Genomic DNA, 25,099 nt, shown 5'->3' on the forward strand with positions numbered 1-25,099 from the left:
ACCCTCTATGAGCCTTACGTCCTCCTCGGCCTTCGGCAGGTTTTCCCTGAGAAGTGCGTTTATATCCTTGCCCTTGAGGGCTTTGAAGCTCTCCTTTGGAAGAACTATGAGTATCTCACTCATTTCTCTTCCTCTCCAGCTCGGTCTTCCTGTCGTAGCAGGTCACGTAAAAGGCCAGCAGGCCCTTCCACTTCCCGTAGGGCTCTATTACCCCCCTCACATCCTTCTCCCTTACATCTTTTACGTTCCTACCAAAAATCTTTGCTATGCCCCTCCTCAGGCCGAGGTCTCCGGCCGGGTAGGTGTTCTTCCTCAGCCCGTAGGCTAAAAAGAGCTCCGCCGTCCACTTTCCAATCCCGCGGAACTTAGTGAGGTATTTGATCGCATCCTCAGCTTTCCAGTCCCACAGGTCGAGGTTGAGCTTCCCCTTAATGTAGAGTGCCGTTAGGTTTTTTATATACCGGGCCCGGTAGCCGAGCCTAGCTTCCTTCAGCTCCTCGTCGCTAAGTCCAGCTATGTCCTCGGCGGTGGGAAAGGCGTAGATGTCACCAACCCGCTTTCCAGCGAGCCTCACGAGGTTCGCGATAGTCCTCTGAGCAAACTCAAAGCTAACCTGCTGCTGCGCTATGACCTCCACGAGGGCTTGGTAGGGGCTCGGTGAGGCGGGCATGGTGAGTCCCTTGAATTCCTCCGCCAGAAACGCGAAAGGGGAGTCGCTTATCTCGGCGTAGAACGACCCTAAGTCGGTGTCGAGGCCGAGAATGAAGGAGAGCTTCTCCTTAACGAGCTTTTTCTCCCTCTTCCCAAGGTCGTCCGGCAGTATGAAGTCCTCGCCGTCGTAGCCTGCTATAACGCTCCTTTCATCGGAAATGCTGAGGGCCTGAATGAAGACTCCGTCTTTGAACTTCCAGGTGCCGTTGCGTATCATCTCGTGGACCGTTTTCCAGAGGTCAACCCCAACCATCGGTCGAGCCTGACGGGGTTCTTCCTTATATCCTTTAGGGTCGAGACGTAGAGGCGCCTCCCATCAACGGAGCGCTTTATCTCAAGCTCCCCCTTCTCCTCAAGAAAGAGCATGGCCTCCTTAACGACTTCGGGCTTGAGCTTGAGATGTTCTCTAACGAAGTCCCAGAAGGGCTCTTCCCTTGTGTAGCGCGCGACGAGCCTGACGAGCTTCCAGGAGAGCCTCACCTTCTCCTCTTCATTCCTTGAGACCCTAAACCTCTTCACAAGTTCCATGGGCTCCATATTGAGGGTTCTGTTACTTCCATTATATATCCCTTTTGTGGGCAAAAAGGTTTAAACTTCTTGGTAGTATTAAACACAGGGATGCCCATGAGAAAAGAGCCCCTCCTGCTCCTCATCCTCATCGCCCTCATCTTGGCTCCGAGTGTGCAGGGCGCAAAGAAAGTCGTCTACGTCGCCAAAGTAGAGGGCACGATAACCGAATACACGGCAGACCAGTTCCAGAGGTACATAGACATAGCCGAGAGGAACAACGCGGAGGCCCTGATAATCGAGCTCAACACTCCCGGAGGGCTGGGGGATGCCATGATGCGCATAGTCTCCGAAATCCAGAATTCAAGCGTCCCGGTCATCATATACGTCTATCCCCGGGGTGCGATAGCGGCATCGGCCGGGACTTACATAGCCATGGGCTCCCACCTTATCGCGATGGCCCCGGCGACGAGCATAGGTGCCTGCGAGCCGATACTGGGCTATTCCCAGAACGGTAGCATAGTCAGGGCCCCCGAGAAGATAAGGAACTTTTACACAGCCTACATGCGCTCCCTCGCCGAGGAGAGCGGAAGGAACACGACGGCTGCCGTTAAGTTCGTGACCGAGGATTTAAGCCTCACACCCGAAGAAGCCCTTAAGGCCCATGTAATAGAGGTTGTAGCCGACGACGTTCCCGATCTTCTCAGGAAGGCCAACGGGATGAGGACGAAGCTCCCGGTCAAAGGAAAAGGTTACGTCGTTCTGGACTTCACGGATGTTCAGGTGAGGCACATCGGCAACTCCATAAGCGACGTCCTTATAAGCTACCTCTCCAACCCGGCCATAGCGTACATCCTTCTAAACGTCGGCATCCTCGGACTGATATTCGGCTTTCTGACTCCCGGCTGGCACGTTCCCGAGACAGTAGGGGCAATTCTCCTCGTCCTTGGTGTCGTGGGGCTTGGCTACTTTGGCTACAACACCGCAGGGGTTATACTGATTATTCTCGCCATGATATTCTTCATAGCCGAGGCCCTGACGCCGACCTTCGGGCTCTTCACGGTAGCAGGAGTGGCCAGCTTCATTATGGGGAGCCTCTTGCTCTTCGGTAAGGGGGGTGGGAGCATCTACCTCATAAACAGGGAGACGTTCTCCATGCTCAGGATAGCGATAATAGTTCTGGCCGTCCTGCTGGGCCTGTTCTTCCTCTTTGGTATGACGGCCGTCGTGAGGGCGCGCAGGAGAAAGCCCGAAACCGGGAAGGAGGAAATGATAGGGGCCGTTGGAAAGGTTGTTGAAGACCTCGACCCCGAGGGAGTTGTCAAGGTCAGGGGGGAGCTCTGGAAGGCGGTCTCCAAGACAGGGGAGATAATAAGGGTCGGGGAGACCGTAAAGGTTACCGGCATGAGGGGTCTCACCCTCATAGTTGAAAAAGCTGAAGGTGATGCCGAATGGCAGGAGTAGGTAGCGTGGTTTTGGGCATTATTTTGCTTTTTGTTTTGATTTTGCTTGCCAGCGCCATAAAGATAGTGAAGGAATACGAGAGGGCAGTGATATTCAGGCTCGGTAGGGTCGTCGGTGCCAGAGGCCCGGGACTGTTCTTCATCATACCCATATTCGAGAAGGCCGTTATAGTCGACCTCCGTACCAGGGTTCTCGACGTTCCTGTTCAGGAGACCATAACCAAGGACAACGTTCCGGTGAGGGTTAACGCGGTCGTTTACTTCCGCGTCGTCGATCCGGTCAAGGCCGTTACTCAGGTAGCGAACTACATAATGGCGACCAGCCAGATAGCGCAGACGACCCTGAGAAGCGTCATAGGTCAGGCACACCTCGACGAACTCCTGAGCGAGAGGGAGAAGCTCAACCTACAGCTCCAGAAGATAATCGATGAGGCCACCGACCCATGGGGGATAAAGGTTACAACTGTGGAGATAAAGGACGTCGAACTGCCTGCTGGAATGCAGAGAGCCATGGCGAAGCAGGCAGAAGCGGAGCGTGAGAGAAGGGCAAGGATTCTCCTTGCCGAGGCCGAGAGGCAAGCAGCTGAGAAGCTCAGGGAAGCTGCCGAGATCATCAGCGAGCACCCGATGGCACTACAGCTCAGAACGCTCCAGACGATAAGCGACGTCGCCAGCGACAAGAGCAACGTCATAATCCTGCCACTTCCGATGGAGATGCTCAAGCTCTTCAAGAGCGTCGGGGAAGCGGCTGAAACATACAAGAAAAAGGCCGAGTCCAAAAAGAACGGTGAGACCCATTGAGTTCATTTCCTCCTTTACTTCTTTTGCAAAACAACCGCAAAAGATAAAAGGAGGTTTTCACTAAGGAACACACACGGCGGTTGTATAATGAAGGAAACGTATCTAAAGGTCACTGTTAAATGAGGAGGTGTCGGCTTTGGAGGGACGTTCGATAGTTTTTGCCTCAGGAAAAGGTGGAACGGGTAAAACCACGACCGTTGCAAACCTCGGTGTTGCTCTAGCGCAGTTTGGCAAGGAGGTAATCCTTCTTGATGCGGACATAACCATGGCAAACCTCAGCCTTGTCCTTGGAATGGAGGATATACCAACGACGCTCCACGATGTCCTCGCTGGTGAGGCTGATCTCAAAGATGCCATCTACGAGGGGCCGGCAGGCGTTAAGGTCATACCCGGTGGCCTCAGCCTTGAGAAAGTAAAGAAGGCCAAGCCCGAGAGGCTCAGGGAGCTCATCAGGGAGATAAGCCAGCTGGCTGACTTCATCCTGATCGACGCTCCTGCGGGCCTTGAGATGACGTCGGTTACAGCCCTCCTCATAGGCAAGGAGCTGATAATAGTCACCAACCCTGAGATTTCAGCCATAACCGACTCCCTCAAGACAAAGCTCATCGCCGAGAAGCTCGGAACCCTTCCGCTCGGTGCAGTTCTCAACAGGGTAACCAACGAGAAGACCGAGCTCACCAAGGAGGAGATAGAGGCCATCTTGGAGGTTCCGGTTCTGGCGATGATTCCCGAGGATCCCGAGGTCAAGAGGGCCAGCGCTTACGGTGTCCCGCTCGTCATAAAGAACCCGACCAGTCCAGCGGCTATAGCAATCAAACAGCTCGCGGCAAAGCTCGCGGGTATCAAGTGGAAGCCCCCCGAACCGGAGAGTCCGATAAAGAGGGTTTTCAAAGCGATTTTCGGAGGGAAGAGATGATGGCCGAGGTAATTCTCTACGGCATCATCATAATCCTCCTGATTTTAGTGATAGTTCTACTAATGCTGTACCTCTCTGCCAGGAACAACCCGTATTACGTGGTCTACGACGAGGAGACCAAGAACGCCCTCAAGAGGCGTGTTCTCTCCCTCAAGGACGAGCTAGAAGGCGAGCTGGAGGAGTTTGACGTCGAGGACTGGGAAAGGGCCCTCGAAGAGTCTATAGACGAAGAAGTCAAGAACCTCTGACCCTCTTTTCAACCTTCTTGTTACTAAACGTTTTTGTGGCGTTAAATTTTAAAATCTCTTCTACATGACTATATCTCGGGTGGGGGCGCCATGAGAGTGAAGCTGGGTTATAAAGACAGGCTTGTCGAACTCGATAATGATAAGCTCTACGTCTTTGACGGCAGGCTCTACAGCGCCCCCCTCAGGGAGGTCGTCTCGTATTACCTGAGCGGTACGGCTGTCCTGCCTGAGGTAATAAAGTCAATCGCCTCGGATATCGTGCGGTTCCTTATTCAGACTGGGGAGCTTGAGTGGTTCTCAAGCGCACGGGCCCAGTACGGCGAGATTTCCGAGTAATTTTTACACCATTTTGATGAGCATCGTCACTGTTCTTGGGTTCTTTAGTCCCGTTTCCTGCGAAAACTTTTAAGTATCCTTTTTTCAAGAAAGAGAATCCACGGAGGTGATTAGATGAAGGCCCGGATTAAACTGTTAGACGTCTTGAGCGGCAGGTACTCGGTCCTTATAAATGAGGAGGACGCAAGAGAGGCTAAACTCCACCCGGACGACCTCGTAAAGCTCGAAGCGGGCAAGAAGACTGTCTATGGAAGCGTTTTGATAAGCAACCTGATGGGGAGGGGAGAGATAGGGATAAGCAGAGACATTCTAGAGCTCCACAACTTCTCAGAGGGAGAAACCGTCAACGTAATCCCCGCGGGAACCCCCGAGAGCGTCAGGTACATAAAAAAGAAGATGCACGGGGAAAAGCTGAGGAAGGTTGAAATCGAGTCGATAGTCAGGGACATAGTTGATAGAAAGCTCAGGGATATTGAAATAAGCGCTTTCGTTACGTCCCTCGAAATCAATGGGCTTGACATGGACGAGATCGCGGCCCTTACGATAGCCATGGCCGAGACCGGTGACATGCTCGACATAGACAGGAAGCCGATAATGGATGTCCACAGCATTGGTGGCGTGCCGGGTAACAAGACCAACATCCTCGTGGTTCCAATCGTCGCGGCAACCGGACTGACAATCCCTAAAACCAGTTCGAGGGCCATAACGAGCGCCGCCGGGACGGCTGATGTCGTCGAGGTGTTTGCCAACGTCACCTTCACCCTTGACGAGATAAAGAGGATAGTCGAGAAAGTGGGTGCGTGCCTCGTCTGGGGAGGGGCCTTAAACCTCGCTCCAGCGGATGACATAACGATAAAGTCCGAGCGCGCGCTGAGCGTTGATCCCCCCGGACTGATGCTGGCGAGCATAATGTCAAAGAAGTACGCGATGGGAAGCCAGTACGTTCTCATCGACATACCCACCGGGAAGGGCGTAAAGGTCGAGACGATAGATGAGGCGAGGGCCCTTGCGAGGGACTTCATAGAGCTCGGCAAGAGACTCGGGCAGTACGTTGAGGTGGCGATAACCTACGGTGGCCAGCCGATTGGCCACACGGTCGGCCCGGCCCTTGAGGCCAGGGAGGCCCTCTCGGCGCTCCAGAGCGGTAAGGGACCGGGAAGCCTCATAGAGAAGGCAACCGGACTGGCGGGAATCCTCCTTGAGATGGGTGGAGTTGCCCCCGCAGGGATGGGCAAGAAGATGGCGAAGGAAATCCTGCAGAGCGGTAAGGCATGGGAGAAGATGCGGGAGATAATCGAAGCCCAGGGAGGAAACCCGGACATAAAGCCGGAGGAGATACCCATTGGGGACAAGACCTACACCTTCACCGCTCCGACCAGTGGCTACGTGACGGGGATAGACAACAGAGCCATAACCGCCATAGCGAGGGCAGCTGGAGCCCCGGAGGACAAGGGAGCAGGACTGGAGCTCTACGTCAAGGTAGGTGAGAAGGTCAGGGAGGGCGACCCGCTCTTCACAATCTACGCCGAGCACGAGGCCAGGCTTGATCAGGCAATAGTCCTTGCCAGGAGAACTGAGCCGATAAAAATAGAGGGAATGGTTCTCCAGCGAATCGGCAACATTTAACGGCTTTTCAGCCCCTTTAACTTTTCCAGGAATTCCTCCCTTGAGAGGCATTCTTCGCCGCGCTTCAGCTTGACCGCCGCTATCTTGTAGTTGCCCCGGCCCACGAACCTGCAGACTTTGTCTGGCTCATCGACGAGCCTTGCAACGGCGTAAGTTGTTCCGTCAGCCTCTATGTAGTCTATCACCGTGTCCCTGAAGCCAGTAAAGATGACCACGCACTTTCGAGATGGATTGAATGGCTTCAAGTCTTCGTCGATTGGAGGCAACTCCTTGACAACGCATTCTTCCGGAAAGTTGCCGGCCTTTATGCGTTTTATCAGTTCGGGCATCTCACCAGTTCGCTCGAACCTCTCCAGCTCCTCCCCGCTTACATCCACGGGCCTCATCGAGTAGCATAAGACATTCTCGTCGTGGTACATCAGGTAGGTTCCGTCCCTCAGAAACATGAAGGCTATCCTCTCCCTCGGCAGGTCGAAGATGTAGCCTGCTTTGCTCTTCTTGACGCTGTACATCGAACCACCCCCTTGAGAGGCTTATAACCATAACTCAGGTCTGGCCTTTGACCTTCTCGACCACGTGGATGCCCTCTATCCTCGTGACCGGGTATTGGCCCTTCTCGTCCTTCTCCACCGCTTTGACCATATCCCATATCGTAAGCAGTGCCACGCTCACCCCGGTCAAAGCCTCCATCTCGACGCCGGTTTTGTATGTCGCGCGAACCTCACAGGTTGCCTCAATGTAATCATCCCCAAACTCAAAGGTAATATCGACCCCGGTAAGGGGTATCGGGTGGCAGAGGGGTATCAGCTCCGGCGTCTTCTTTACCGCAAGAATTCCCGCTATCTGGGCCGTCGCTATGACGTTGCCCTTTTTCGTCCTTCCGGATTTTATCAGTTCTATCGTCTCCGGCTTCAGGTAAATCCTGCCCTTTGCGATTGCCTTCCTAAAAACTTCTCTCTTGTGCCCGACCTCAACCATCTTGACGCCCCTTTCGTCGACGTGCGTGAGCTCCATCCTCTTCACCGACCCAACTTCTCCAAAACCCTTAAAAGCACTATCCGTTCGAAGTATAATTCAGATTTGTAGTTATTTTAACTACTCGATGAGGTGTCAGTGATGGGCGAGGCGATAACGATTGAAGGCCTCACCAAGTCGTACGGGAAGTTTAAAGCCGTTGACAACCTGAGCTTCACCGTTGAAGAGGGTGAGGTCTTCGGTTTCCTCGGTCCGAATGGGGCCGGGAAGACTACAACGATTCTCAGCATGCTGGGAATAATCATACCCGATAGCGGAACCATTAGGATTCTCGGAATGGACGTTATGAGGGAGCCAATAAGGGTTAAGGAGCGTATAGGCTACCTCCCCGAGAACGCCACCGTTTACGGTGAGCTTACGGCATGGAAAAACCTGGAGTTCTTTGCGAACTTCTACGGGATGGGAAAATCGGAGAGGGACGAGAGGATAACCCGAGCCCTTAAGATGGTTGGTCTCTGGGATGTGCGCTATAGGGCCGTAAAAACCTTCTCCAAGGGGATGAAGCAGAGGCTTCTTCTGGCACAGACTCTCATCAATGATCCGGAACTCCTCATACTCGACGAGCCGACGAGCGGTCTCGACCCCGCGGGAGTTCACCTCGTGAAGGAGGTTATAAGGGATTTCCGGGGGGAGGGGAAGACCGTCTTCTTCTCAAGCCACGTCCTTAGCGAGGTCGAGGAGCTCAGTGACAGGGTTGGCATAATAGTTGGGGGAAAGCTTAAGGCCATTGGGCCTCTGAGGGAGATAAAGAGGCAGTTCATGGGTTTGGAGGGCTTCGAGATAATAGTTGAAACCAGGGAGGAACTGCCGGAGCTTGAGCACGAGGATATAACGGAGATAAGGCGCGTGGCCCCCAACAGGGCCATAATTTTCGCCCGCTCTGATATTAGGGGATGGCTCTCACGTTATCTTGCCTCAAAGGGAGTAACCATAATCAGTCTTGAAATCAAGGAGCCGAGTCTTGAGGATGTGTTCCTGAAGACAATTTACGGGAGGAGAGAGAAATGAAGCGTTTTGTTGCTTTACTGCTCGTTTCTCTGGCTTTAGTGCAGCTCGCTGGCGCTCAGCCCTACGTGACAGTCTTTGAGGACAGGCTTTCTCCGGGGCAGGCCCTTGAGGTGGGGAATTACACGGTAACCCTGGTGCAGTCCGTCAATGGAAGTCCCTACCTCATTCTGAAAAGCGGGGACAGAGTGCTGGAGCTTAAACCCTTCGTCTTCGGCTCGACCATGGAGAGTGACGGCGTTAGAATAGTCATGGGGAGCTACACTTCCCAGGGAGGCTTCCTTATAGTTTCCGTCAGGGCGAGGTTCGTTACGTCGCTCAAACCCGAGGTCGGGGCGAGGGTAAGCTTCAACGGAACCACGGTCGAGGTTATCGCCATTGGGAACGACACCGTCAGCGTCTCCGTAAACGGCATTACAAAGAGCCTTGTGGTAAACGGGAGCGCCGTTGTCGGTACGGTTGCCCTCGAATACGATGGAAAGGCCATCAGAGTTTACAAGGTTCCCCGTATCGCCAGGGTGGAAACCGCCGAATACTCGGTATTCTATCCGTACAGGGACGTAAGGGTCTCGGGGGCCTTTGACGTGCCGGTTACCGTGACGAGCCTTACTGAGAAAGAGCTGACGCTAAAGCTGGAAGTCCTAACTCTCCCGCCCGGCTGGAAAGCGAGCTTCCTCTACGGTGGCGTTGAGGTCTCAGAGATAACCCTTCCTCCGAGGGGAACAATCTCGCTGACCCTCCACGTTGAGCCCTCCGGCAGTGGAACCATCGAGTTCTCGGTCGGGAACGTCGTCGGGAGCATCCACGTGGAAAGCGAGGGTGTTGAGGTTTCGATTCCGTACCTCAGCCTTGAGGCCGAGGCCGGGAGTGTCCTTAAGATTCCAGTCTCATTCCTTGGAAGCGGGCTGGTTGAGTTCTCCCCCGGGAACCTGTCTCCGGGCTGGGAGGTTTACCTGATCAGTGAAGGCTACAGGCTCAGGAGCTTCAAGGTCAAGGGGAGCTTCCCCGCCAGCCTTGTTGTGGCAATTCCAAGGAACGCGACGCTTGGGGATCACAGGGTAAGCTTTCTCATCAACGGGAAGACCTACGGCATTGACGTTTACGTCTACAAAACCTACCTCGGCCAGCCGGCCAGACTAACCGTAATCCTCACCGATGAGAGCGGTAATCCGGTGAGGGGGTGGGTCGCTGTTGGAGACAAGAACATCACGGTATCGCCATCAGGTTCGGCCGTCTTCGAGCTGAAGCCCGGCGAGTACACCGTGAGGGCTGGCTGCGAGGGCTGTTCCCAAGCAGTTGAGAGGGTAAAACTGTCCGATGGTGAGGAAAAAACCCTGAAGATTGAGCTCCAGAGGGCCGAGTACTACTTCAAGGCCGAGCTGAGCCAGGAGATAGTAACTGCCCGCCCGGGCGTGAGCGCGAGCACCCAGATAACGATAACAAACCTCGGCTCAAAGGCCGATGAATACAGGATAACCGTTGAAGGCCTTCCAGAGGGCTGGAGTTATTTCATCAGTCAGGATCCAAGGGGTGCTTCTCCGCTGGGGAGCGTTAAGGTTGAGAGCGGGGGCAGTGCGACGGTCTATCTCATCATAACCCCTCCCTTCAACGTTGAGTCAGGCGATGTGGACGTTAAGGTCATCGTCTCTGGGAGATCCCTTGAGAGAACGCTCCCCCTGAGGATTCACGTTGAAAATCCAGCCTCGCTGACCCTGAACGTTGATACTCCACTCCTCACGGTCAGAGCGGGCGGTACAACCGCGACCAACCTCTGGGTTGACTCCGATGGTACAGTCACAAACGTCAAGTTCAGCGTTCAGGCTCCTAACGGCTGGGATGTGGAAGTGATTCCCCAGACTATACCCCGCGTTGGTGCTGAAATGCAGGGAAACGTCATCGTCTCTCGGGGACCGGTAAAGGCTGAGGTTAGGATAAGAGTTCCCAAGTCAACTCCTGCTGGGACATATACAGTGACGATAACCGCCGCCGGAGACCAGGCAAAGGCCCAGACGGTAATAACCGTGAGGGTGACCCAGGGTTCCAGCGGGGCATGGATAGGGATTACCCTCCTCCTCGTGGCGTTTGGAATCGTCGTATGGCTGATGAGGAGGGTCGGCAGGAGATGAACCCTGCCATAAACATAGCTCTCAAGGAGCTCTACGTCTCGGTGAAGAGCAGAAGGTTCGCCATAATCGTCTTCATCTACCTTTTAATCTTCGGCCTCGCCGTCTACTCGGTCAAGGACTACCTGATACAGATGGGAACGCCGAGAGTCGGTCCCAGTGGCTTTTCCCTCTGGGGCGTTGAGGGAAAGATATACCAGACGCCCTTTGCGATGCTCTTCATAATAAACATGACGATAATAGCGGTTCTGGGGGCTGTCTTGGGGGTTGCCCTCGGGGCGGACGCCGTTAACAGAGAGGTCGAGAGCGGAACCATCAAAGTCCTCCTCGGTCATCCCGTCTACAGGGACGAGGTAATCAACGGCAAGTTCCTTGGAATGGGGGCTTTGATAACCCTGACATACATAGTCTCCTACGTTGTCATGGTTGCGGTAATGCTCATCCTCGGCATACCCCTGGACGGAGACTCCCTCTTAAGGGGGTTCATAGCAGTTCTTGTTACAATCCTCTACACCCTCGTCTTCCTTTCCATGGGGTTGCTCTTCTCGACACTCTCAAAGAAGCCTGAAACGTCGATGCTCGTGGGGGTCGGCCTAGCGATTTTCCTGACCGTCTTCTACGGTATAGTCGTCAGCATAGTAGCCCCCAAAATCGTAGGTCCTGAGCCCCCTTGGGGAACGGTTGCCCACCAGCTCTGGCAGGAAGAGCTCAACCTCTGGCTTGCAAGACTCCACTCGATAAACCCAGCCCACCACTACGTCCAGCTGGTTGGCTACATCTTTGCCGGCGATGAGTTCACTAACTATTACATCCCTCTCAGCGACTCCTTCACATACGGCTTCAACAACCTGGCAGTTCTCCTAGTGATGCTACTCCTGCCCTTTGCCCTCGCCTACGCCCGCTTTTTGACCAGTGACCTGAGGTGACTTCTTTTTAAATTTTGAAAAAAGAGGGCTTCAGCCCTTGGCAACGCCCATTGGCCTCATTCTCGCGACGAGGTTGGCGATACCGGCCTCGTGGACGACGCTGACGACGTTATCAACGCTCTTATACGCTCCGGGAGCTTCCTCGGCAACAACACGGAGCGATGCAGCCCTTACGTAGATGCCCCTCCTCATCAGCTCTTCCCTCAGCCTGTCCCCGCGGTACTGCCTCGTTGCGGCTTTCCTGCTGAGCAGTCTTCCGGCACCGTGACAGCTCGAACCGAAGGTCTCTCTCATCGAGCCTTCGGCTCCGGCCAAGACGTAGCTGGCCGTACCCATCGAGCCCGGAATCAGGACGGGCTGGCCGACATCGCGGTACGCTCTGGGAACGTCCGGATGGCCTGCTGGGAAGGCCCTTGTTGCACCTTTCCTGTGCACGACGACCTTAACTTTCCTTCCGCCGACCTCGTGTTCCTCGACCTTAGCTATGTTGTGGGCCACATCGTAAACAATGCCCATCTCCATGTCCTCGGCTTTCCTCTTGAAGACTTCCTCAAAGCTCTCCCTGACCCAGTGGGTTATCATCTGCCTGTTGGCCCAGGCAAAGTTCGCCGCTGCCTTCATAGCGCTGAAATAGCGCTGTCCCTCCTCGCTCTGGAAGGGGACGCTGACTAGTTCGCGATCTGGCCAGGGAATGCCGTACTTCCTGTTGGCCTTCTCCATTATCCTGAGGTAGTCACTCGCCACCTGGTGGCCGAGACCTCTACTGCCAGTATGAACCATGACAACGACCTGCCCCTCAAAGAGGCCGTAGGCCTTAGCTATCTCCTCGTTGAAAATCCTGTCAACGACCTGAACTTCAAGGAAGTGGTTTCCTGAGCCGAGGGAGCCGAGCTGGGGTGCTCCTCGTTGCTTGGCCTTCTGGCTGACGGCATCTGGGTCTGCCCCTTCCATTCTTCCGCCTTCCTCAAGGTGCTCCAAATCCTCCTTCCAGCCGTAACCGTTCTCGACGGCCCACTTGGCACCGTCCGCTAAGACGTCGTCCAGCTGAGTCCAGTGGAGCCTTACGCGACCTTTACTTCCAAGGCCACTTGGCACGTTCTTGAAGAGCGTGTCGACGAGTTGTTTGATCTTTGGCCTTACTTCCTTCTCGGTGAGGTTAGTTCTGATTAAGCGGACGCCGCAGTTGTGGACGACGACGCCGTTGGCTATGAAGTTGTGGGCCTCGTGGTAAACGCCGACGTCATAGAATTTGGTGTAGCTTGGCCTGAGCCTTTCGACCTTTACTACCTTCTCCGCGACGAAACCTCCTTCATAGCCTCTCTCCTTGGCGAACTCCTCAAAAGTCGGGAAGTCCTTCGGAACCCTCGGCTCCCTGTAACCCTCGTAGATGCTCCTCTCGACGAAGCGCCTGTTCACGATGTCCTTAACAGCCTCGTGGGCCTCCTTTACACTCCCGGTTCTCTCGTAGATTTCCCTCGCCTTTTCGATGGCCTTCCTGCGCTCCTCCCTAACGCTCTCCTTGAGCCTGAGGTAGGCTGCTGCGATGAGACCCTTAGCCTTCTTTTCGGGGTCGTACTCGTAGTTTATCCTCTCAACGAAAGCTTTAACGCTCTCCTCGCCCACTATCGAGAGCCTGTAGGTTACGCCTTTCTTTGACTTGACCTCGTAGAGGGTCGTCTTTATGCCGAACTCTGCGAGGACCCTTGCAACGTCGCCCAAAAACTCGGCAAGGTTCTCAGCAAGTTCTTCCCTCTTTGACTGGGTGAGGTTTATCGGGAGTGGAGTGTTGCCCCTGAACTCGACTATGCTCCCGTCTGCCGCGAAGAGCCCAGCTAAGAAGTTTCTCTTGACCCAAAGCGGAGCCTCCATTATCCATTCTGGAACGCGGTAGGCCTTCTCTGTCTTCCTGCCCTTTGGCATGCCGAGCTTCTCAAGTAGGAGCGCGAAGCTCCTTGATGTAACCCTCAGCTCCGCGGAGAGGCTCTTTCCTTCGTAGTGCCCGCTGGTGGTCTCGATGCTGTAGTCCCTCTCGCGGACGTAGAGGTTGGCGCTTATCCCAAGCCTTTCAAGGTCTTTCCTGAGCTCTCTGAGGGTTTCCTCCTTTCCATAGAAGGCCAGGGTTAACCTTCCTGACATCTCGCCAAGGTGAGCGTCGCCGAAGGCAAAGCCGAGGATCCTCGCTATCGTCCCGACCTTTGGATCATCCCAGCGGAGTGGAATTAGGTTCTTCTCCCTTAGGAACTTCAGCACCTGCGGATCCTCGTCTTTAAAGGCCTCTTCATCGATGATTATGCCCTTTCTCTCCTCATATTCCACGCCCTCAAAGGGATAAACTATAACCAAGTCCCCTTCCCTGATGTTACCCATGTATAAGTAGCCTTCTGGGGTAAGAACCGGGTGATCCTCGCTTCCCTCTATGATTCTCCCGCTCTCGGTGGTTATCCTCACGGCCAGTTCACCCTCTTCAACCTCCCTCTCCGCGACGAAGGCAACTCTCGAAGCGTCGTTGTGGCCCTCGTCGAGATTGTAGACCTTAACGCCCTGAAGCTTGAACTTCTCAGGCAGTTCCTCGACTTTGAGCCAGTATCCGTGCTCTGTCAGGACTTTCGAGCCGGGAGCAAGGCAATTGATATCATATCCCACACCTCCGGGGCTTATTACGCCCTCCTTTGCGTCAAAGGCCGCCACTCCACCGATCGGGAAGCCGTAGCCCTGATGTCCGTCTGGCATTACTATGGAGTACTTGTAAATGCCCGGGAGCATTGCGACGTTGGCTGCCTGCTCAAGAGTCCTGTCCTGGCGCATCTTCTCTATCAGCTGATCGTCAGCGTAAACCCTCCCCGGAACGCGCATCCTCTTGTCGAACTTCGGTATCTCCCACCTTATCTTGTCTATCCTCTTCAGCGGCACCATCCTTCCCACCCCCATCCTTAGGTCTCCCTAAAATTATTTTAAGGTTTCGCGGGACAGGGTAGCATATGTAGCTTTCCTTTCTCTCTCAGAGAATCTTCTTTATCGTCAGGCCCAAGTCTGCTCTGGGATCTTGCGATTCCGTTCAGGGGGCCAATGAAGAATTGGGAAGCTTTTTGATGTCTTCTCCCTTTGCAAGGGTTTCGGCGAGTTAACTCCCAGGGGAAGGTTTACAGGCTCATTTCCTCTTGCGGTTCAGCCCGAGGGTCGGGTCTTCGGCCCGTTACCCCTGCCGCAGAGCGGATCGATGTTACCGTTTCAGAGGCCATCACTTAGAGTTTTTGCAACTTCCCTTGTGGACGCTTTTCGCCCCGAAGGGAGAGGCTTTCGGTAGAAAAAATAAATTTGGGGCGGTCTTATCTTGCTCCGTCTTCTTTTTAACTTCAGCGCTTCCTTGTAGTTGCTGAGTTCGAGACGACTCATCGCCTTTTTATAACCAACGCCAAGAGACTGAACCCAACAACAAGCCCCGGTCCACAGGTCTCTTTCCCCTTTCTGCTGGTTGTGGTTGTTTCACTCTGGGAGGGTGTTGTCGTGTTTGTTGGAGTTATAGATGTTGTAGTGGAGGTCTGGGAGGGCGCGAGTGTGATGGTCTTCACGACTTCCTTCCCAGGCTCTATCGTTATAGTGAAGTTTTCTTCTGTATATCTATGTTTCTTAACAACAATTTGATGCTGACCAGCTGGAAGCTTGTGCTTCTCAAGGGGAGTTGTTCCAGCCTGTTTTCCATCGATGAAGACCGCGGCACCTTCAGGATCAGATGTTAGGGTCAGGTATCCAAAGGCGGGGGTCAAGCTAACGTTCAGGGTTTTTTCTTCGCCGGGCTTCAACGTTATTACTGTCGTGTATTCCATGTAATCACTCAACGTGAGCTTTACTTCATAAGTTCTAGCTGTGAGGTTTAAGGTTAGTGGAGTAGTGCCATAGTATGTGTTGTTTATGTACACTTTCGCTTCTGGCGGTTTTGAAAGGATTTTTAAAGTTGATGCTTCAGTGGTCTTGGCGTTACACTGTGTTGAAGGTTTAGCAGATGTTTCCTTTACAACGACGTTTGAATTCCCTGCTTGGGCTTCACTAACCTCAACTCTTACTTGGGGCATACCCACAACTGCGTTTGAAGCCTTAGCTGTTACTTTTGAGTTCTGGTAAATGTTGCAACCTTGAAGATTCCCCTCTGGTGGAAGGTTGAGAACCCAGAAGTTTAAATAATTTGGAGCCCCAATGCCAAATCCTCTTGTAGTCCCAACAACTACAATGTTTCCGTTTTGGGCCAAAGCAACTCCGTAAGCCTTATCCATGGAGTAATATTTCCCTTCGAACGTTTTTGCCCATTTTACATCTCCGTTAGAGTCGACCCTCAAAACCCACAGATCTGCAGCGATACCTGTCCAGTCAGCTGCCCCGTAGTGCCCCGCAATGATGATGTCCCCGTTGGGAGCTATTGTTACTGCATGGGCCTCGTCGTCTTTTCTCCCTCCGTAAGCCTTCTGCCACTTCACGTTGCCATCGGCATCAAGGCGGAGAACCCAAGCATCACTCATGCCAGCGCCAAAGCTGTAAGTCACTCCCACGACTATAATATCTCCGTTTCCTGCTATGGAAACCCCCTCGGCCCAGTCTAAGTGTTTTCCACCGTAGGTTTTTGCCCACTTCAGGTTCCCCTCTCCATCCAGCCTTAGAACCAAAACGTCCCATTTGCCCGCACCGGATGTGTTGGTGAAGCCAGCGACTACGATGTCGCCGTTTTTAGCAATGGCAACCGCGCGTGCTTCATCCACTCCATTTCCTCCATAGGTTTTCTGCCATTCCACGTTACCATTCTCATCTAGTCTGAGAACCCAAACGTCAGAATCACCTGAACCAAAGCTGTAGGTTTCTCCAGCTACAATAATGTCGCCGTTTTCTGCTATGGCAACTGCATAGGCCTATCATCCCATCTTCCTCCGTAGGTTTTCTGCCATTTCACTTTTCCATTCTCATCCAATCGAAGAACCAGAACCTCATAGCCGTTACCCCCAAGGCTGTAACTCTCTCCAACCACTACAATGTCACCATTTGGAGCAAGGGCAACATCGACGCCCCAGTATCCATTCCTCCATTTTCCCCCGTAGGTTTTCTGCCATTTCACGTTGCCGTCAGCATCCAAGCGGAGGACCCAGATATCATCTTTTCCTGCACCAAAGCTTTCAGTATACCCTGCAACAATGATATCCCCGTTAGGAGCAATTGCAGCTGAGTATGCAACGTCATCATCTCTCCCCCCATATGTTTTTACCTACCAGCCTAGATTTTCTGCTCTCGCTTCCGTGACGCTCAGTAGCGGGATCAACAGAAGCCCCAACAGAGTAAACAGGACTATAAGAGTTTTAAACTTCGAATTTTTCATTCGACCACGCTCCCCGTATTGTGTCATGCTCGGAGACGTAGTCAAATCAAAATAAGTTTGTAATAACTGAAGATAAACTTTTCTTCAGGTCGGTGTTTGATGAGGACAATTGGATATTGGATAGTTCAAAGTATGTTGAATGAAGTGTTAATACGAAATTCCCTCAAGGACGCTCAAAATGGAAAAGGATTTTAGAGGTCAAGCCTCAGCCTCCTCTCCTTCGGCACGTAGTTGAGCAACCTTCCGCCTTTGGCCTTCGCCGAGCCAATGAAGTAGGAGCGCCACTTGAGTATTACCCAGCCGTAAAGTCCTTCATCGACCTCGACGCTCTCACCGGCTAGATAGTGCTTGGCCCTTTCGTCATCGAGCTCAACCACGTTTTTGGTTGCTTTGGGCCCGACCAGAAAGCTTCCCTCGATTGTGAGCCTTATACCGTCGCTCTCGATCCTGCCGAAGTAAACGCCCCTCCGTCCGGTGTCGCTTATTCTCAGTTCACAGGGCTTGTAGGCGTATATCTTCTGATGGTTGCCCCTGATTTCGTAGATTAACTCCGGAGCGTAGCCGTAGTTCTCAAGGAGGAGCTTTTTCACTAGTTCGGCGTCGCTAGTCTTCCCTATCTCCTTCCTCGGGTTCTCAGCCATCTTTATCACCCGGCTTGACTATCTTGGCTATGAAAAACGCCTCGGTGTCGTTGTCGTTCGGGTGTATTCGTAAAGCCTTCTTCAGCTCGGGCGAGTACTCCTTCCCCTCCCACTCAAGAACCGGTTCGCTGGTCTTCACGGGCAACTCGATCTTCTCAAGCCTCGCGTCGGTCTTCCTGAGGAGGTAGTCAACGACTTCCTCGTTCTCCAGCGGGTCTATCGTGCAGGTGGAGTAGACGAGCGTCCCGCCCGGCTTCAGCGCTTTATAGCCGGCTAAGATAAGCCTCTTCTGGATGTTCATGTACTTGACGACCGCTTTCTCGCGCCACTCCCTCAGGAAGCGCCAGCTCTTCCTTATCATTCCGACGGAGGAGCAGGGTGCATCGAGCAGAACCCTGTCGAAGGCCTTCTCAAAGCGCGCAAACCTCGCCCCGTCCCGGGTTGTGACCCTCGCTATGAGAACGCCCATCCTGTTGAGGTTGGCTATGAGGACGTTCGCCCTGTCCCTGTTCGGGTCGTTAGCTATTATGCATCCCTCGTTTTCCATGTACTGTGCTATTTGTCCGGTCTTTGAGCCGGGCGCCGCCGCCATATCCAGAACCAGTTCACCCGGGTTCGGGTCGAGCACAACGGGCGGAATCATCGAACTTGCCTCCTGACCGAAGATCAGGCCAAGACCGTGCTCGGGAACCTTTGCGAGGTTGTCAACGTTGATGAAGAAGCCCTCCCCAACCCATGGTATGGGCTCAAGCTCAAACTCCTCTTTAAGCCTCTCAACGACCACCTCAAGCGGAGCCTTGAGGGTGTTCACCCTTATGCTCTGCCTCAGCGGTTTTATCAGGAACTCCCAGAACTCGTCGGTGTCTTCGAGCTTAGAATAGCGCTCATAAAAGGTCGGGTTTGCCTCCTTAATCACGTCTCTGGCGCTCATTCGACCACCTCACAGGTCAGGAACGAACTGGGCCATCCACCTGCCGTCGGGCAGTTTCTCGATTTTCATGTCGTGGTAGGTTATCGCCTTTACTTCCTCCTTGGGCTCGTGCTTCTCGCTCAGAGGTTCACCGCAGGCCCTAGCTTTGAGTTTATACCCATTCTCGGTCTTTTCTATCTCAACTCTCACGTCTCCAAATACAAGCCCCTCCATGTCGTGGAGCACCAGAAGCTCCTCAAGGAAGGAATAGAGAAGCGCCTCCAGGTCCTCCTCCTCGACCTCTACTTCTCTGCACTCCCTTGGCTCGACCTTTTTCACGTCCACCATGACGTCGAACAGGCCAAGCGCTACCGCCTCAAAGGCCTCCTCAAGCGTTGAGCCGTAACCGCGAACGCCTATGTCGGCGGTGTGCTCGTAGTGCTCCCAGGTTCTCATTTCGCTCACCTCCCGAAGATATTACCCCAACAGGATGGAATTTAAGCCCTCTTCGCTTGCAACCCTGTGGAGTCTCTTGTCCGCGGTGTAAAACTCGCGGGCAAGTCCATACTTGGCCGAAACAATCTGGAGGGCGTCCGCCTGGTAAATGTGGTGCTTCTGAATTACGTCCCACGCATCCGCGAGGAGCATCGAGTGAACGGGAACGAGTTCAAGGACTCCCAGCCTTGAGAGGCGCCTTATGTCCGCGAGGAGTGCCCTCCTGATGAAGTCGTAGGTTTTTTCGTCAATTAAACCCCTTCTCCTTGTTATATCGAAAACTCCAAGGGCCTCACCTACGTTCCAGAGGCTCGTTATAAGCCTGACCTCCCCGCTGTAGGCCTCCTTGTAAAGCCCTTCGACGGTCTCACTGCCCCTTTCCTTAATGTAGCGTTTGATGAGGGCGCTACTGTCCAAGTAAGCCCTTCTCCCTCTCATCCCGCATCTCCCTCACCATCTTGGATACCGACTCTCCCCCAACTTCAACGGGCTCAAACCATATCGGTATGTCCGAGTCATCCACGTCTATAAGCTCCTGAATGATGTAGTTTCGTATTGCCTCCTCCAGGAGTTTACTGACCTCGCTCCCTTCCCTTACGGCGAGCTGTCTAAACTCCCGCCAGAGCTCTTCATCGATGTAAACGCTCGTCTTTACCTTGCCCATGCTACCACCTGTAGGTAATTACCGATGTCGGTATATAAACCCATCGAAACCGTTAATTAGAGTCCCCCCAATAGGGTTTAGGTGGTTGTATGAGGGAGGTAACGCCCAAAAAAATCCGCGAGATGAAGGGAAGGGAGAAAATCACGATGGTTACAGCGTACGATTATCCTTCGGCACTTCTGGCTGATAAAGCCGGGATTGACGTAGTCTTCGTCGGTGATTCACTCGGAATGGTCGTTTACGGCGATGAGAACACGCTGAACGTGAGCATGGAGCAGATGGTCTTCCACACGAGGGCCGTCGCGAAGGCCGTAAAGAGGGCGCTGGTTTTGGCAGACATGCCCTTCGGAAGCTACGAGGTGAGTGTTGAGGAGGGCATAAAGAACGCGGTGAGGCTTATCCAGGCGGGGGCAGACGCGGTCAAGATCGAGGGCGGTGCCGACCACGAGAAGCTGGTCAGGAAGCTGGTCAGGATGGGAATTCCCGTTATGGGCCACACCGGTTTGACTCCCCAGCGCTACCTCAGGCTTGGCGGCTACAGGCTCATGGGGGAAACCGAGGAGGAGATAGAGGAAATCCTGAGAGATGCAAAGGCCCTTGAGAGGGCAGGAGCATTCGCGGTGGTTCTTGAGTTTACCCTCGCGGATGTTGCAAAGCTCGTGACTGAGGAAGTGTCGATTCCCACTATAGGCATAGGCTCCGGGCCTTGGGTTGATGGTCAGGTTCTGGTATGGCACGACCTCCTTGGGGTTTACGAGAACGTCCCGCCCTTCGTGAAGAAATATGCTGATCTGGCGAGCATAATCCGGCTCGCCCTTGAGAGCTACCGCGAGGATGTTAAGACCGGTAAGTTCCCGGGAAGGGAACACTACTGGGAGTTCCTCGACAAGGACGATTTCAGGAGGAAGGCCCAAAAAGCCCTTCAAAGGATTGGGGATAAGCCAACCGAATGAGGTTTTTCCCGCCTGTGACTCGATTTTCAAAATTTTCCAAAATTTTTAGTTTTCTGTTAAATTTAACACAAAGCTTTATAAGAATGTCCGATATATTTTACAATTGGTGTCAAAAATGCTTAACATGATTTACGCGAGAGGACAAAGAAGCAGGGCTCTCTTCTTCTCAATCCTGATGGTTGTAATAGTGTTTATGGCCATACTCGGGATGGCCTACTCAAGTTACGAGGCAAAGGTCAAGCTTGAACCTTACTCAATCTCCGCCTTCAGCCTGAACGGGTATTCCCTCCAGTCCATTTACATTGAAGTTCACTCCTCCGCGCCCATCTCACTCTGCATAACCGATACCGCCGGGCTCGATGCACTGTATTCTGGTGGAAAACCCCTCTGCTACTTCTACAGGCCTTCCGTTACGGACGTGGAAACCCTCTGGAGATTCCCCTCCTCCGGGGAGTTTTACATCGTCCTGATAAGCTGGGATAAAGGGGCTGAAGTTTGGGTCTCGCTGAGAAGCGGGCCGATAGTGTGGTGAATGGAGCCGGGACCGGGATTTGAACCCGGGACCTGGGGATTACGAGTCCCCCGCCCTGCCGAGCTAGGCTACCCCGGCACGGTTTTAAGTGGTGGAGGGGGGATTTATAAGCTTTTCTCAGGGGTGGCCGAGGATGCTCCTCACGAGCATGCTCCACTTGGCCGGGTTGAGGGCTATCAGAAGAACGAGGGCAGCCAAGAGAAGGTTGAACATCGTGACAACTCTAAGCGATTTCAGCTCAAGGCTGTAAAGCTTCTTCGGAATTTTTGCAACCCACCCATCCGTTAGCCTTGAGAGAAGTCCCGCCAGCAGGAAGCCTGTGAGGACGTCGTATATCCAGTGGTGGGCCAGCAGAACAGTTGCGAAGGGAATGAGGCTGTTCACGGCTATTATCACTTTTCCCCCGAGTCTCTCCCGGTATTTCCAAACGGTGAGGATGTTTATCGCGGCGAAGGTGTTGTGGAGGGAAGGCAGGACGAACTCCTGCCGGGTAAGGAGGGTGTTCGTCGAGGTGTATCCGGGTATGTTATAGACGACGTGGGGGGCGTAGATGTGGAAGAGCAGGTAGATACCGCCAGCAACTGTATAGGCTAGGAGGTATCTTGCCAGAAGCTCATCGGAGGCCTCAATATCGCCGAGGTACAGGAGGACGTAAGAAACGACGAGGGCTATCGAACCGGCGAAGCCAAGGTAGTAAACCACCTTCAGGGCAACGTAAAGGGGAGTGATGGACTTCGTGAGGGAGAGCAGGCCAAGGACGAGCCCGCGCGAGGTGAGCGGGAGCTTGAGGAACTCCGGGGTAACGTCCCTGCTCCACCTTCCAAGGTAGTCGTAGATGAGGCCGAAGCCCACCCACCCGAAGTAGCTGATGATGAATGCGTTGAGTCTGAGGAGAACCTGCCTGCTATGAAGCCTCTCCACCGCCTCCATTTTTATCCCCTGGAGTTATGTCCTTAATAACTCCCGGAAGTTCCATAAGGTGCTGGTTACCAAACTTTAAAAACTTTACACCTTTTCCAGTGCGGTGAGTCCAATGGAAGTCCCGGGCTACGGAAGAGTGGAATTCAACGCGGTTCTCTTTGACCTCAACGGAACCCTTGGTGAGAGGGGCAGGGTGAGTGAGGAAGTGAAGCACCTCCTTGAGAGGCTCGCCGACAGGTACACGGTTGTGGTTTTGAGCGCCGACACCTTCGGCACGCTTGAGGAGGAACTCGAAGGCCTGCCGGTGAGGATAGAGAGAGTCTCAAACGGAGCAGAGAAGAGGGAGATAGCCGAGGGCTACGCGCCCTATGCAGCTGTTGGCAACGGGAACAACGACGTGGCCATGCTTGAGGGGGCTGAGCTGGCCTTCTGCGTAATCGGGCCCGAGGGTGCGACGGTGGATGCCCTCCTGGCTAGCGACATCGTTGTTAAGGACGTTAAAGATGCTATCGCAATGCTCCTCGACGAGAAAAAGCTGGTCGCGACGTTGAGGAGATGATGTAAAAAGGGCGAAGCAGAACCTCTGACTGAGCTTTTGGGGGGAGGGTAATGCTGAGGCTGACATCTATGCGGAGCCTGTGAGAAAGGTTTTTATTTTACATACCGTGTAATTTACATGGGGTGTAAATTACATGGTATGTAAAAAGTTCTTCACGACCAAGCCGGTTATGGAGGAGGAGTGCCTCTGGGGAGCTGAGCATAGAAAGGCCGTTGATTCCCTTTTAGGTGCAGTCCTCAGGGGGAACGCCTCCCTCCTGCTCGGGCCAAGGCGCGTTGGGAAGACGAGCGTCGTGAGTGTCATGGCGGAAAAGCTCAGAAAGCGGAGGGGATACCACTACATCTACTTCAACTTCTCCCGCTTCCTTGGAGCAAAAGCCATCTCAATAGCCGATATAGAGCCGAAGAGGAGTTCCCTGAAGCTCATAACAACCAGCAAGAGCTACACACTGTCCTTGAAGGGGCTGAGCATCGAGGTCAGGAAGACCAGCATCGAGGAGTTCTCCTCGGACTTTTCGGCCCTTGTGAGGGTTCTCTCTCAAAACGCGAAGCTCGGCGTGCTCATCTTCGACGAGGCCCAGGTGCTGGCGAGGCTGAAGAACCTCGACTTCCGCGGTCTGCTCCAGGAGATAACCGACAGCTATCCAAACATCTCCCTCGTCTTCACTGGATCAATGCCCGGGATGCTAATGGGCTACCTCAACCCCGATTCGGAGAAGCCGAACTTCATGCGCTCGGCGGAGGTATTCACTCTCCGTCGCTGGACTCCTGAGGAAGGCACGGAATACCTTAAGAAGGGCTTTGAAAGCTATGGAATAGCTGTAAAGGACGAGCTGGAGCTTTTGAGGGCGGTGAAAGAGCTTGGAGGAGTCCCGGGCTTCATAGCTTACTACGGCTTAACCGCTGTGAACCTCCTCCGCGGGGGAAAGAGCGCGGAAGAAGCCCTTCCTTTGGCTCTTGAGGAGAGCAGGAAATACGCGCTCGACGAGTGGAAGAGGGACATAAAGGCTTTCCTGAACGTTTACAGCAGTCCGATCTACGTGGCCGTCCTTAAAGTGCTGGCGAATGCCTATCCCAGCGCGCTGAGGGGGGCTGAGGTTTACAGGGAGTTGGAGAAGCTTGGAGCAGCGCCAAGGAGGATTCAGCACGTTTACAAGTACCTGGAGACCCTTGAGAAGGCCGGCTTCATACGCTCCTCCGGGAAAAAGTACTGGATCGAAGACCCGCTCCTTCGCGAGGCGGTTAGGTATTTCAACCCCTGACTTCCGGTTTTTCGTCTCCCTCTAAAATCCTCTCCCAGACCCTTATGGCGCTCCACTTGTCGAGGAACTCGTTGAAGGTGCCGCACTTTGGCGAGAGGACGCAGACGGGACAGCCGTCTTTGCAGGAGCAACCCCTAAGGTGCTCAAGGCTTTTCTCCATTAGCTTCTCGATGTTCTCGTAGAGGATTTCCGCCAGACCCGCTCCCCCTTCGTTGCCGTCGTAGATGAAAACGAGGGGCCTTCCAAAGTAGGGCTCACCCGGAAAGCCCGCGTAGCTGTAGCCCCCGAGCTCTCTGCTGTCAACGTACGTGAAAATCGGAGCTATCTTAATGAGGTTGTGCTCTATCGCGTGGAGAGCCGAACCTATCCCGTCCTTGCTGTCGACCATCTTCTTTATCGCGAAGGCAAGCTCCTCGTCGTTTACCCCGACCTTTTGGAGTGCATCGCCTATCGTCTTCCTTATGATGAAGCTCGCGCTCCCGAGGTAGAGCGGGAAGAGCTTCCTCCTGTCGAGGGTCTCGTAAAGGTGGAGGGCAATGTCTTCGCCTCCCTTCTCCTCGGCCTTCACGAGGAACTCCCGGAACTCCTCGGCGGGCACTTCCCTTACCGACTCCGGGAAGACGAGCCACACTCCTTCAGTCTCGAACTCCCTCACGTGAGGTTCCTCAAACTCGACCTTCGCGAACCTCTCCCAGTTGAGTATCGAGAAGTCCTCCCCGGTTTCGACTTTTTCTCCGCTCGCCGGAGAGAAGATTTCTCCCTTTAAAATTCCCCTCTCCTTCAGCTTCATCAGCTCGGCCACGTAGTTTGCTGTGTCCAGCCCTTTAACGGCGTAGCCGGTGTAAACGTGTCTCACTCTAAGCCTCCCGATGCCTATCGTTACTCCTCTATAGGACTTCTCCTCCTCAACCTCAAGGATTTCAACGTCCTCGCGCTTGCTGGAGAAGGTTTCAACGTCCCAGAGGCGGTTGAGTTGCTTTGCAAAGACGAAGTGGAAGTTGCCTACGCTCAGCCTCTCCACCGCCATGTAGAGCTCTCCCCTTGAGAAGTAGGCCATTCCCGGCAAAAGCGAGCGGTGGTACTCGTCGGTATCTACCTCCTCTATGACGT

27 protein-coding genes, 1 tRNA gene and 1 pseudogene are annotated in these 25,099 nt (G+C 53.8%); 13 read left to right on the forward strand and 16 right to left on the reverse strand.

The window, feature by feature from the left end; all coding sequences use genetic code 11:
• Positions 1 to 115: 115 nt before the first annotated feature.
• Complete coding sequence (locus MVC73_RS09835; protein ID WP_297510490.1) at positions 116 to 964, reverse strand: DNA-3-methyladenine glycosylase; 849 nt, start codon at positions 962 to 964, stop codon at positions 116 to 118.
• Complete coding sequence (locus MVC73_RS09840; RefSeq protein WP_366938959.1) at positions 925 to 1,248, reverse strand: hypothetical protein; 324 nt, start codon at positions 1,246 to 1,248, stop codon at positions 925 to 927. Before MVC73_RS09840 ends, MVC73_RS09835 begins: the two co-directional genes overlap by 40 nt.
• 87 nt (positions 1,249 to 1,335) lie before the next feature.
• On the opposite strand from MVC73_RS09840, the gene MVC73_RS09845 reads away from it, so the two are divergent.
• The 6 genes from MVC73_RS09845 to MVC73_RS09870 all read left to right on the forward strand — a co-directional run bounded on the left by MVC73_RS09845 (position 1,336) and on the right by MVC73_RS09870 (position 6,608).
• Positions 1,336 to 2,682 (forward strand): nodulation protein NfeD, encoded by a 1,347-nt coding sequence (locus tag MVC73_RS09845; RefSeq protein ID WP_297510550.1) that lies wholly within the window; start codon positions 1,336 to 1,338, stop codon positions 2,680 to 2,682.
• The gene (locus MVC73_RS09850) at positions 2,670 to 3,482 is read left to right on the forward strand and encodes a slipin family protein (RefSeq protein WP_297510493.1); all 813 of its coding nucleotides are present in this window, start codon (positions 2,670 to 2,672) and stop codon (positions 3,480 to 3,482) included. The genes MVC73_RS09845 and MVC73_RS09850 overlap by 13 nt, the downstream gene beginning before the upstream one ends.
• A gap of 136 nt (positions 3,483 to 3,618) precedes the next feature.
• Complete coding sequence (gene minD / locus MVC73_RS09855) at positions 3,619 to 4,398, forward strand: cell division ATPase MinD (RefSeq protein WP_297510553.1); 780 nt, start codon at positions 3,619 to 3,621, stop codon at positions 4,396 to 4,398.
• Positions 4,398 to 4,646, forward strand: coding sequence for a hypothetical protein (locus MVC73_RS09860; protein WP_297510496.1), 249 nt, complete (start codon positions 4,398 to 4,400; stop codon positions 4,644 to 4,646). Before minD ends, MVC73_RS09860 begins: the two co-directional genes overlap by 1 nt.
• 90 nt (positions 4,647 to 4,736) lie before the next feature.
• Entirely contained in the window at positions 4,737 to 4,982 is a 246-nt protein-coding gene (locus MVC73_RS09865) for a hypothetical protein (RefSeq protein ID WP_297510498.1), read from the forward strand.
• A 114-nt stretch (positions 4,983 to 5,096) separates the two neighbouring features.
• On the forward strand, positions 5,097 to 6,608 hold the full coding sequence (locus tag MVC73_RS09870; protein WP_297510500.1) for an AMP phosphorylase: 1,512 nt from the start codon (positions 5,097 to 5,099) through the stop codon (positions 6,606 to 6,608).
• Here the strand turns inward: MVC73_RS09870 and MVC73_RS09875 are convergent.
• Together MVC73_RS09875 and moaC are read right to left on the reverse strand one after the other, a co-directional pair.
• Positions 6,605 to 7,120 carry a hypothetical protein gene (locus tag MVC73_RS09875; RefSeq protein ID WP_297510502.1) on the reverse strand — a complete coding sequence of 172 codons (516 nt, stop codon included), beginning with the start codon at positions 7,118 to 7,120 and terminating at the stop codon, positions 6,605 to 6,607. The genes MVC73_RS09870 and MVC73_RS09875 overlap by 4 nt on opposite strands.
• A gap of 34 nt (positions 7,121 to 7,154) precedes the next feature.
• On the reverse strand, positions 7,155 to 7,622 hold the full coding sequence (gene moaC / locus MVC73_RS09880; protein WP_297510557.1) for a cyclic pyranopterin monophosphate synthase MoaC: 468 nt from the start codon (positions 7,620 to 7,622) through the stop codon (positions 7,155 to 7,157).
• A gap of 102 nt (positions 7,623 to 7,724) precedes the next feature.
• Between moaC and MVC73_RS09885 the strand changes: the two genes are divergently transcribed.
• Genes MVC73_RS09885 through MVC73_RS09895 form a run of 3 tightly spaced genes read left to right on the forward strand, consistent with a single transcriptional unit; the run spans position 7,725 to position 11,697 of the window.
• Complete coding sequence (locus MVC73_RS09885) at positions 7,725 to 8,651, forward strand: ABC transporter ATP-binding protein (protein WP_297510505.1); 927 nt, start codon at positions 7,725 to 7,727, stop codon at positions 8,649 to 8,651.
• On the forward strand, positions 8,648 to 10,774 hold the full coding sequence (locus tag MVC73_RS09890; protein ID WP_297510508.1) for an NEW3 domain-containing protein: 2,127 nt from the start codon (positions 8,648 to 8,650) through the stop codon (positions 10,772 to 10,774). Before MVC73_RS09885 ends, MVC73_RS09890 begins: the two co-directional genes overlap by 4 nt.
• Positions 10,744 to 11,697: an ABC transporter permease gene (locus tag MVC73_RS09895; protein WP_297510511.1), complete on the forward strand. Its 954-nt coding sequence runs from the start codon at positions 10,744 to 10,746 to the stop codon at positions 11,695 to 11,697. Before MVC73_RS09890 ends, MVC73_RS09895 begins: the two co-directional genes overlap by 31 nt.
• Positions 11,698 to 11,727: 30 nt before the next feature.
• Here the strand turns inward: MVC73_RS09895 and MVC73_RS09900 are convergent, their stop codons facing one another.
• From MVC73_RS09900 to MVC73_RS09935, 9 genes and pseudogenes are all read right to left on the reverse strand, one after another.
• Positions 11,728 to 14,610 (reverse strand): intein-containing RctB family protein, encoded by a 2,883-nt coding sequence (locus MVC73_RS09900; RefSeq protein ID WP_297510560.1) that lies wholly within the window; start codon positions 14,608 to 14,610, stop codon positions 11,728 to 11,730.
• 476 nt (positions 14,611 to 15,086) lie between these two features.
• On the reverse strand, positions 15,087 to 16,445 hold the full coding sequence (locus MVC73_RS09905; protein ID WP_297510514.1) for a PEGA domain-containing protein: 1,359 nt from the start codon (positions 16,443 to 16,445) through the stop codon (positions 15,087 to 15,089).
• A gap of 128 nt (positions 16,446 to 16,573) precedes the next feature.
• The gene (locus tag MVC73_RS09910) at positions 16,574 to 16,813 is read right to left on the reverse strand and encodes a hypothetical protein (RefSeq protein WP_297510516.1); all 240 of its coding nucleotides are present in this window, start codon (positions 16,811 to 16,813) and stop codon (positions 16,574 to 16,576) included.
• A gap of 21 nt (positions 16,814 to 16,834) precedes the next feature.
• A pseudogene (locus MVC73_RS10885) lies at positions 16,835 to 16,894 on the reverse strand (hypothetical protein); the annotation flags it as partial.
• A gap of 350 nt (positions 16,895 to 17,244) precedes the next feature.
• Entirely contained in the window at positions 17,245 to 17,694 is a 450-nt protein-coding gene (locus tag MVC73_RS09915) for a hypothetical protein (protein WP_297510519.1), read from the reverse strand.
• Complete coding sequence (locus MVC73_RS09920; protein WP_297510522.1) at positions 17,687 to 18,625, reverse strand: tRNA (cytosine(49)-C(5))-methyltransferase; 939 nt, start codon at positions 18,623 to 18,625, stop codon at positions 17,687 to 17,689. The genes MVC73_RS09915 and MVC73_RS09920 overlap by 8 nt, the downstream gene beginning before the upstream one ends.
• 9 nt (positions 18,626 to 18,634) lie before the next feature.
• Positions 18,635 to 19,060 (reverse strand): archease, encoded by a 426-nt coding sequence (locus tag MVC73_RS09925; protein WP_297510525.1) that lies wholly within the window; start codon positions 19,058 to 19,060, stop codon positions 18,635 to 18,637.
• A gap of 21 nt (positions 19,061 to 19,081) precedes the next feature.
• Entirely contained in the window at positions 19,082 to 19,537 is a 456-nt protein-coding gene (locus tag MVC73_RS09930; protein ID WP_297510528.1) for a type II toxin-antitoxin system VapC family toxin, read from the reverse strand.
• Positions 19,506 to 19,763 carry a ribbon-helix-helix protein, CopG family gene (locus MVC73_RS09935; protein WP_297471252.1) on the reverse strand — a complete coding sequence of 86 codons (258 nt, stop codon included), beginning with the start codon at positions 19,761 to 19,763 and terminating at the stop codon, positions 19,506 to 19,508. Before MVC73_RS09935 ends, MVC73_RS09930 begins: the two co-directional genes overlap by 32 nt.
• A gap of 89 nt (positions 19,764 to 19,852) precedes the next feature.
• Here MVC73_RS09935 and panB point away from each other — a divergent pair, with 89 nt between their 5' ends.
• Entirely contained in the window at positions 19,853 to 20,716 is an 864-nt protein-coding gene (gene panB / locus MVC73_RS09940; RefSeq protein WP_297510532.1) for a 3-methyl-2-oxobutanoate hydroxymethyltransferase, read from the forward strand.
• Positions 20,717 to 20,822: 106 nt separating this feature from the next.
• Positions 20,823 to 21,248 carry a hypothetical protein gene (locus MVC73_RS09945; protein ID WP_297510535.1) on the forward strand — a complete coding sequence of 142 codons (426 nt, stop codon included), beginning with the start codon at positions 20,823 to 20,825 and terminating at the stop codon, positions 21,246 to 21,248.
• A gap of 1 nt (position 21,249) precedes the next feature.
• Here the strand turns inward: MVC73_RS09945 and MVC73_RS09950 are convergent.
• Together MVC73_RS09950 and MVC73_RS09955 are read right to left on the reverse strand one after the other, a co-directional pair.
• Positions 21,250 to 21,326 (reverse strand) — tRNA-Thr (locus tag MVC73_RS09950).
• 39 nt (positions 21,327 to 21,365) lie between these two features.
• Entirely contained in the window at positions 21,366 to 22,178 is an 813-nt protein-coding gene (locus tag MVC73_RS09955; RefSeq protein WP_297510538.1) for a phosphatase PAP2 family protein, read from the reverse strand.
• Between the two features lie 103 nt (positions 22,179 to 22,281).
• On the opposite strand from MVC73_RS09955, the gene MVC73_RS09960 reads away from it, so the two are divergent.
• Both MVC73_RS09960 and MVC73_RS09965 read left to right on the forward strand, forming a co-directional pair.
• The gene (locus tag MVC73_RS09960) at positions 22,282 to 22,728 is read left to right on the forward strand and encodes an HAD family hydrolase (protein ID WP_297510563.1); all 447 of its coding nucleotides are present in this window, start codon (positions 22,282 to 22,284) and stop codon (positions 22,726 to 22,728) included.
• Positions 22,729 to 22,861: 133 nt separating this feature from the next.
• Entirely contained in the window at positions 22,862 to 23,989 is a 1,128-nt protein-coding gene (locus MVC73_RS09965) for an ATP-binding protein (RefSeq protein WP_297510542.1), read from the forward strand.
• Here MVC73_RS09965 and MVC73_RS09970 read toward each other — a convergent pair.
• A partial coding sequence (locus MVC73_RS09970; RefSeq protein WP_297510545.1) for a Zn-binding domain-containing protein occupies positions 23,979 to 25,099 on the reverse strand: 1,121 nt, incomplete at its 5' end. The genes MVC73_RS09965 and MVC73_RS09970 overlap by 11 nt on opposite strands.

This window comes from Thermococcus sp. (genome assembly GCF_027052235.1).
Taxonomy (GTDB): Archaea; Methanobacteriota_B; Thermococci; order Thermococcales; family Thermococcaceae; genus Thermococcus.

What these genes read in the sequence shown, in the direction of transcription:
- MVC73_RS09835 (WP_297510490.1), bottom strand. Translation starts at nt 964, where the DNA reads ATGGTTGGGGTTGACCTCTGGAAAACGGTCCACGAGATGATACGCAAC.
- MVC73_RS09840 (WP_366938959.1), bottom strand. Translation starts at nt 1,248, where the DNA reads ATGGAGCCCATGGAACTTGTGAAGAGGTTTAGGGTCTCAAGGAATGAA.
- MVC73_RS09845 (WP_297510550.1), top strand. Translation starts at nt 1,336, where the DNA reads ATGAGAAAAGAGCCCCTCCTGCTCCTCATCCTCATCGCCCTCATCTTG.
- MVC73_RS09850 (WP_297510493.1), top strand. Translation starts at nt 2,670, where the DNA reads ATGGCAGGAGTAGGTAGCGTGGTTTTGGGCATTATTTTGCTTTTTGTT.
- MVC73_RS09860 (WP_297510496.1), top strand. Translation starts at nt 4,398, where the DNA reads ATGGCCGAGGTAATTCTCTACGGCATCATCATAATCCTCCTGATTTTA.
- MVC73_RS09865 (WP_297510498.1), top strand. Translation starts at nt 4,737, where the DNA reads ATGAGAGTGAAGCTGGGTTATAAAGACAGGCTTGTCGAACTCGATAAT.
- MVC73_RS09870 (WP_297510500.1), top strand. Translation starts at nt 5,097, where the DNA reads ATGAAGGCCCGGATTAAACTGTTAGACGTCTTGAGCGGCAGGTACTCG.
- MVC73_RS09875 (WP_297510502.1), bottom strand. Translation starts at nt 7,120, where the DNA reads ATGTACAGCGTCAAGAAGAGCAAAGCAGGCTACATCTTCGACCTGCCG.
- moaC (WP_297510557.1), bottom strand. Translation starts at nt 7,622, where the DNA reads ATGGAGCTCACGCACGTCGACGAAAGGGGCGTCAAGATGGTTGAGGTC.
- MVC73_RS09885 (WP_297510505.1), top strand. Translation starts at nt 7,725, where the DNA reads ATGGGCGAGGCGATAACGATTGAAGGCCTCACCAAGTCGTACGGGAAG.
- MVC73_RS09890 (WP_297510508.1), top strand. Translation starts at nt 8,648, where the DNA reads ATGAAGCGTTTTGTTGCTTTACTGCTCGTTTCTCTGGCTTTAGTGCAG.
- MVC73_RS09895 (WP_297510511.1), top strand. Translation starts at nt 10,744, where the DNA reads ATGGCTGATGAGGAGGGTCGGCAGGAGATGAACCCTGCCATAAACATA.
- MVC73_RS09900 (WP_297510560.1), bottom strand. Translation starts at nt 14,610, where the DNA reads ATGGTGCCGCTGAAGAGGATAGACAAGATAAGGTGGGAGATACCGAAG.
- MVC73_RS09915 (WP_297510519.1), bottom strand. Translation starts at nt 17,694, where the DNA reads ATGGCTGAGAACCCGAGGAAGGAGATAGGGAAGACTAGCGACGCCGAA.
- MVC73_RS09920 (WP_297510522.1), bottom strand. Translation starts at nt 18,625, where the DNA reads ATGAGCGCCAGAGACGTGATTAAGGAGGCAAACCCGACCTTTTATGAG.
- MVC73_RS09925 (WP_297510525.1), bottom strand. Translation starts at nt 19,060, where the DNA reads ATGAGAACCTGGGAGCACTACGAGCACACCGCCGACATAGGCGTTCGC.
- MVC73_RS09930 (WP_297510528.1), bottom strand. Translation starts at nt 19,537, where the DNA reads ATGAGAGGGAGAAGGGCTTACTTGGACAGTAGCGCCCTCATCAAACGC.
- MVC73_RS09935 (WP_297471252.1), bottom strand. Translation starts at nt 19,763, where the DNA reads ATGGGCAAGGTAAAGACGAGCGTTTACATCGATGAAGAGCTCTGGCGG.
- panB (WP_297510532.1), top strand. Translation starts at nt 19,853, where the DNA reads ATGAGGGAGGTAACGCCCAAAAAAATCCGCGAGATGAAGGGAAGGGAG.
- MVC73_RS09955 (WP_297510538.1), bottom strand. Translation starts at nt 22,178, where the DNA reads ATGGAGGCGGTGGAGAGGCTTCATAGCAGGCAGGTTCTCCTCAGACTC.
- MVC73_RS09960 (WP_297510563.1), top strand. Translation starts at nt 22,282, where the DNA reads ATGGAAGTCCCGGGCTACGGAAGAGTGGAATTCAACGCGGTTCTCTTT.
- MVC73_RS09965 (WP_297510542.1), top strand. Translation starts at nt 22,862, where the DNA reads ATGGTATGTAAAAAGTTCTTCACGACCAAGCCGGTTATGGAGGAGGAG.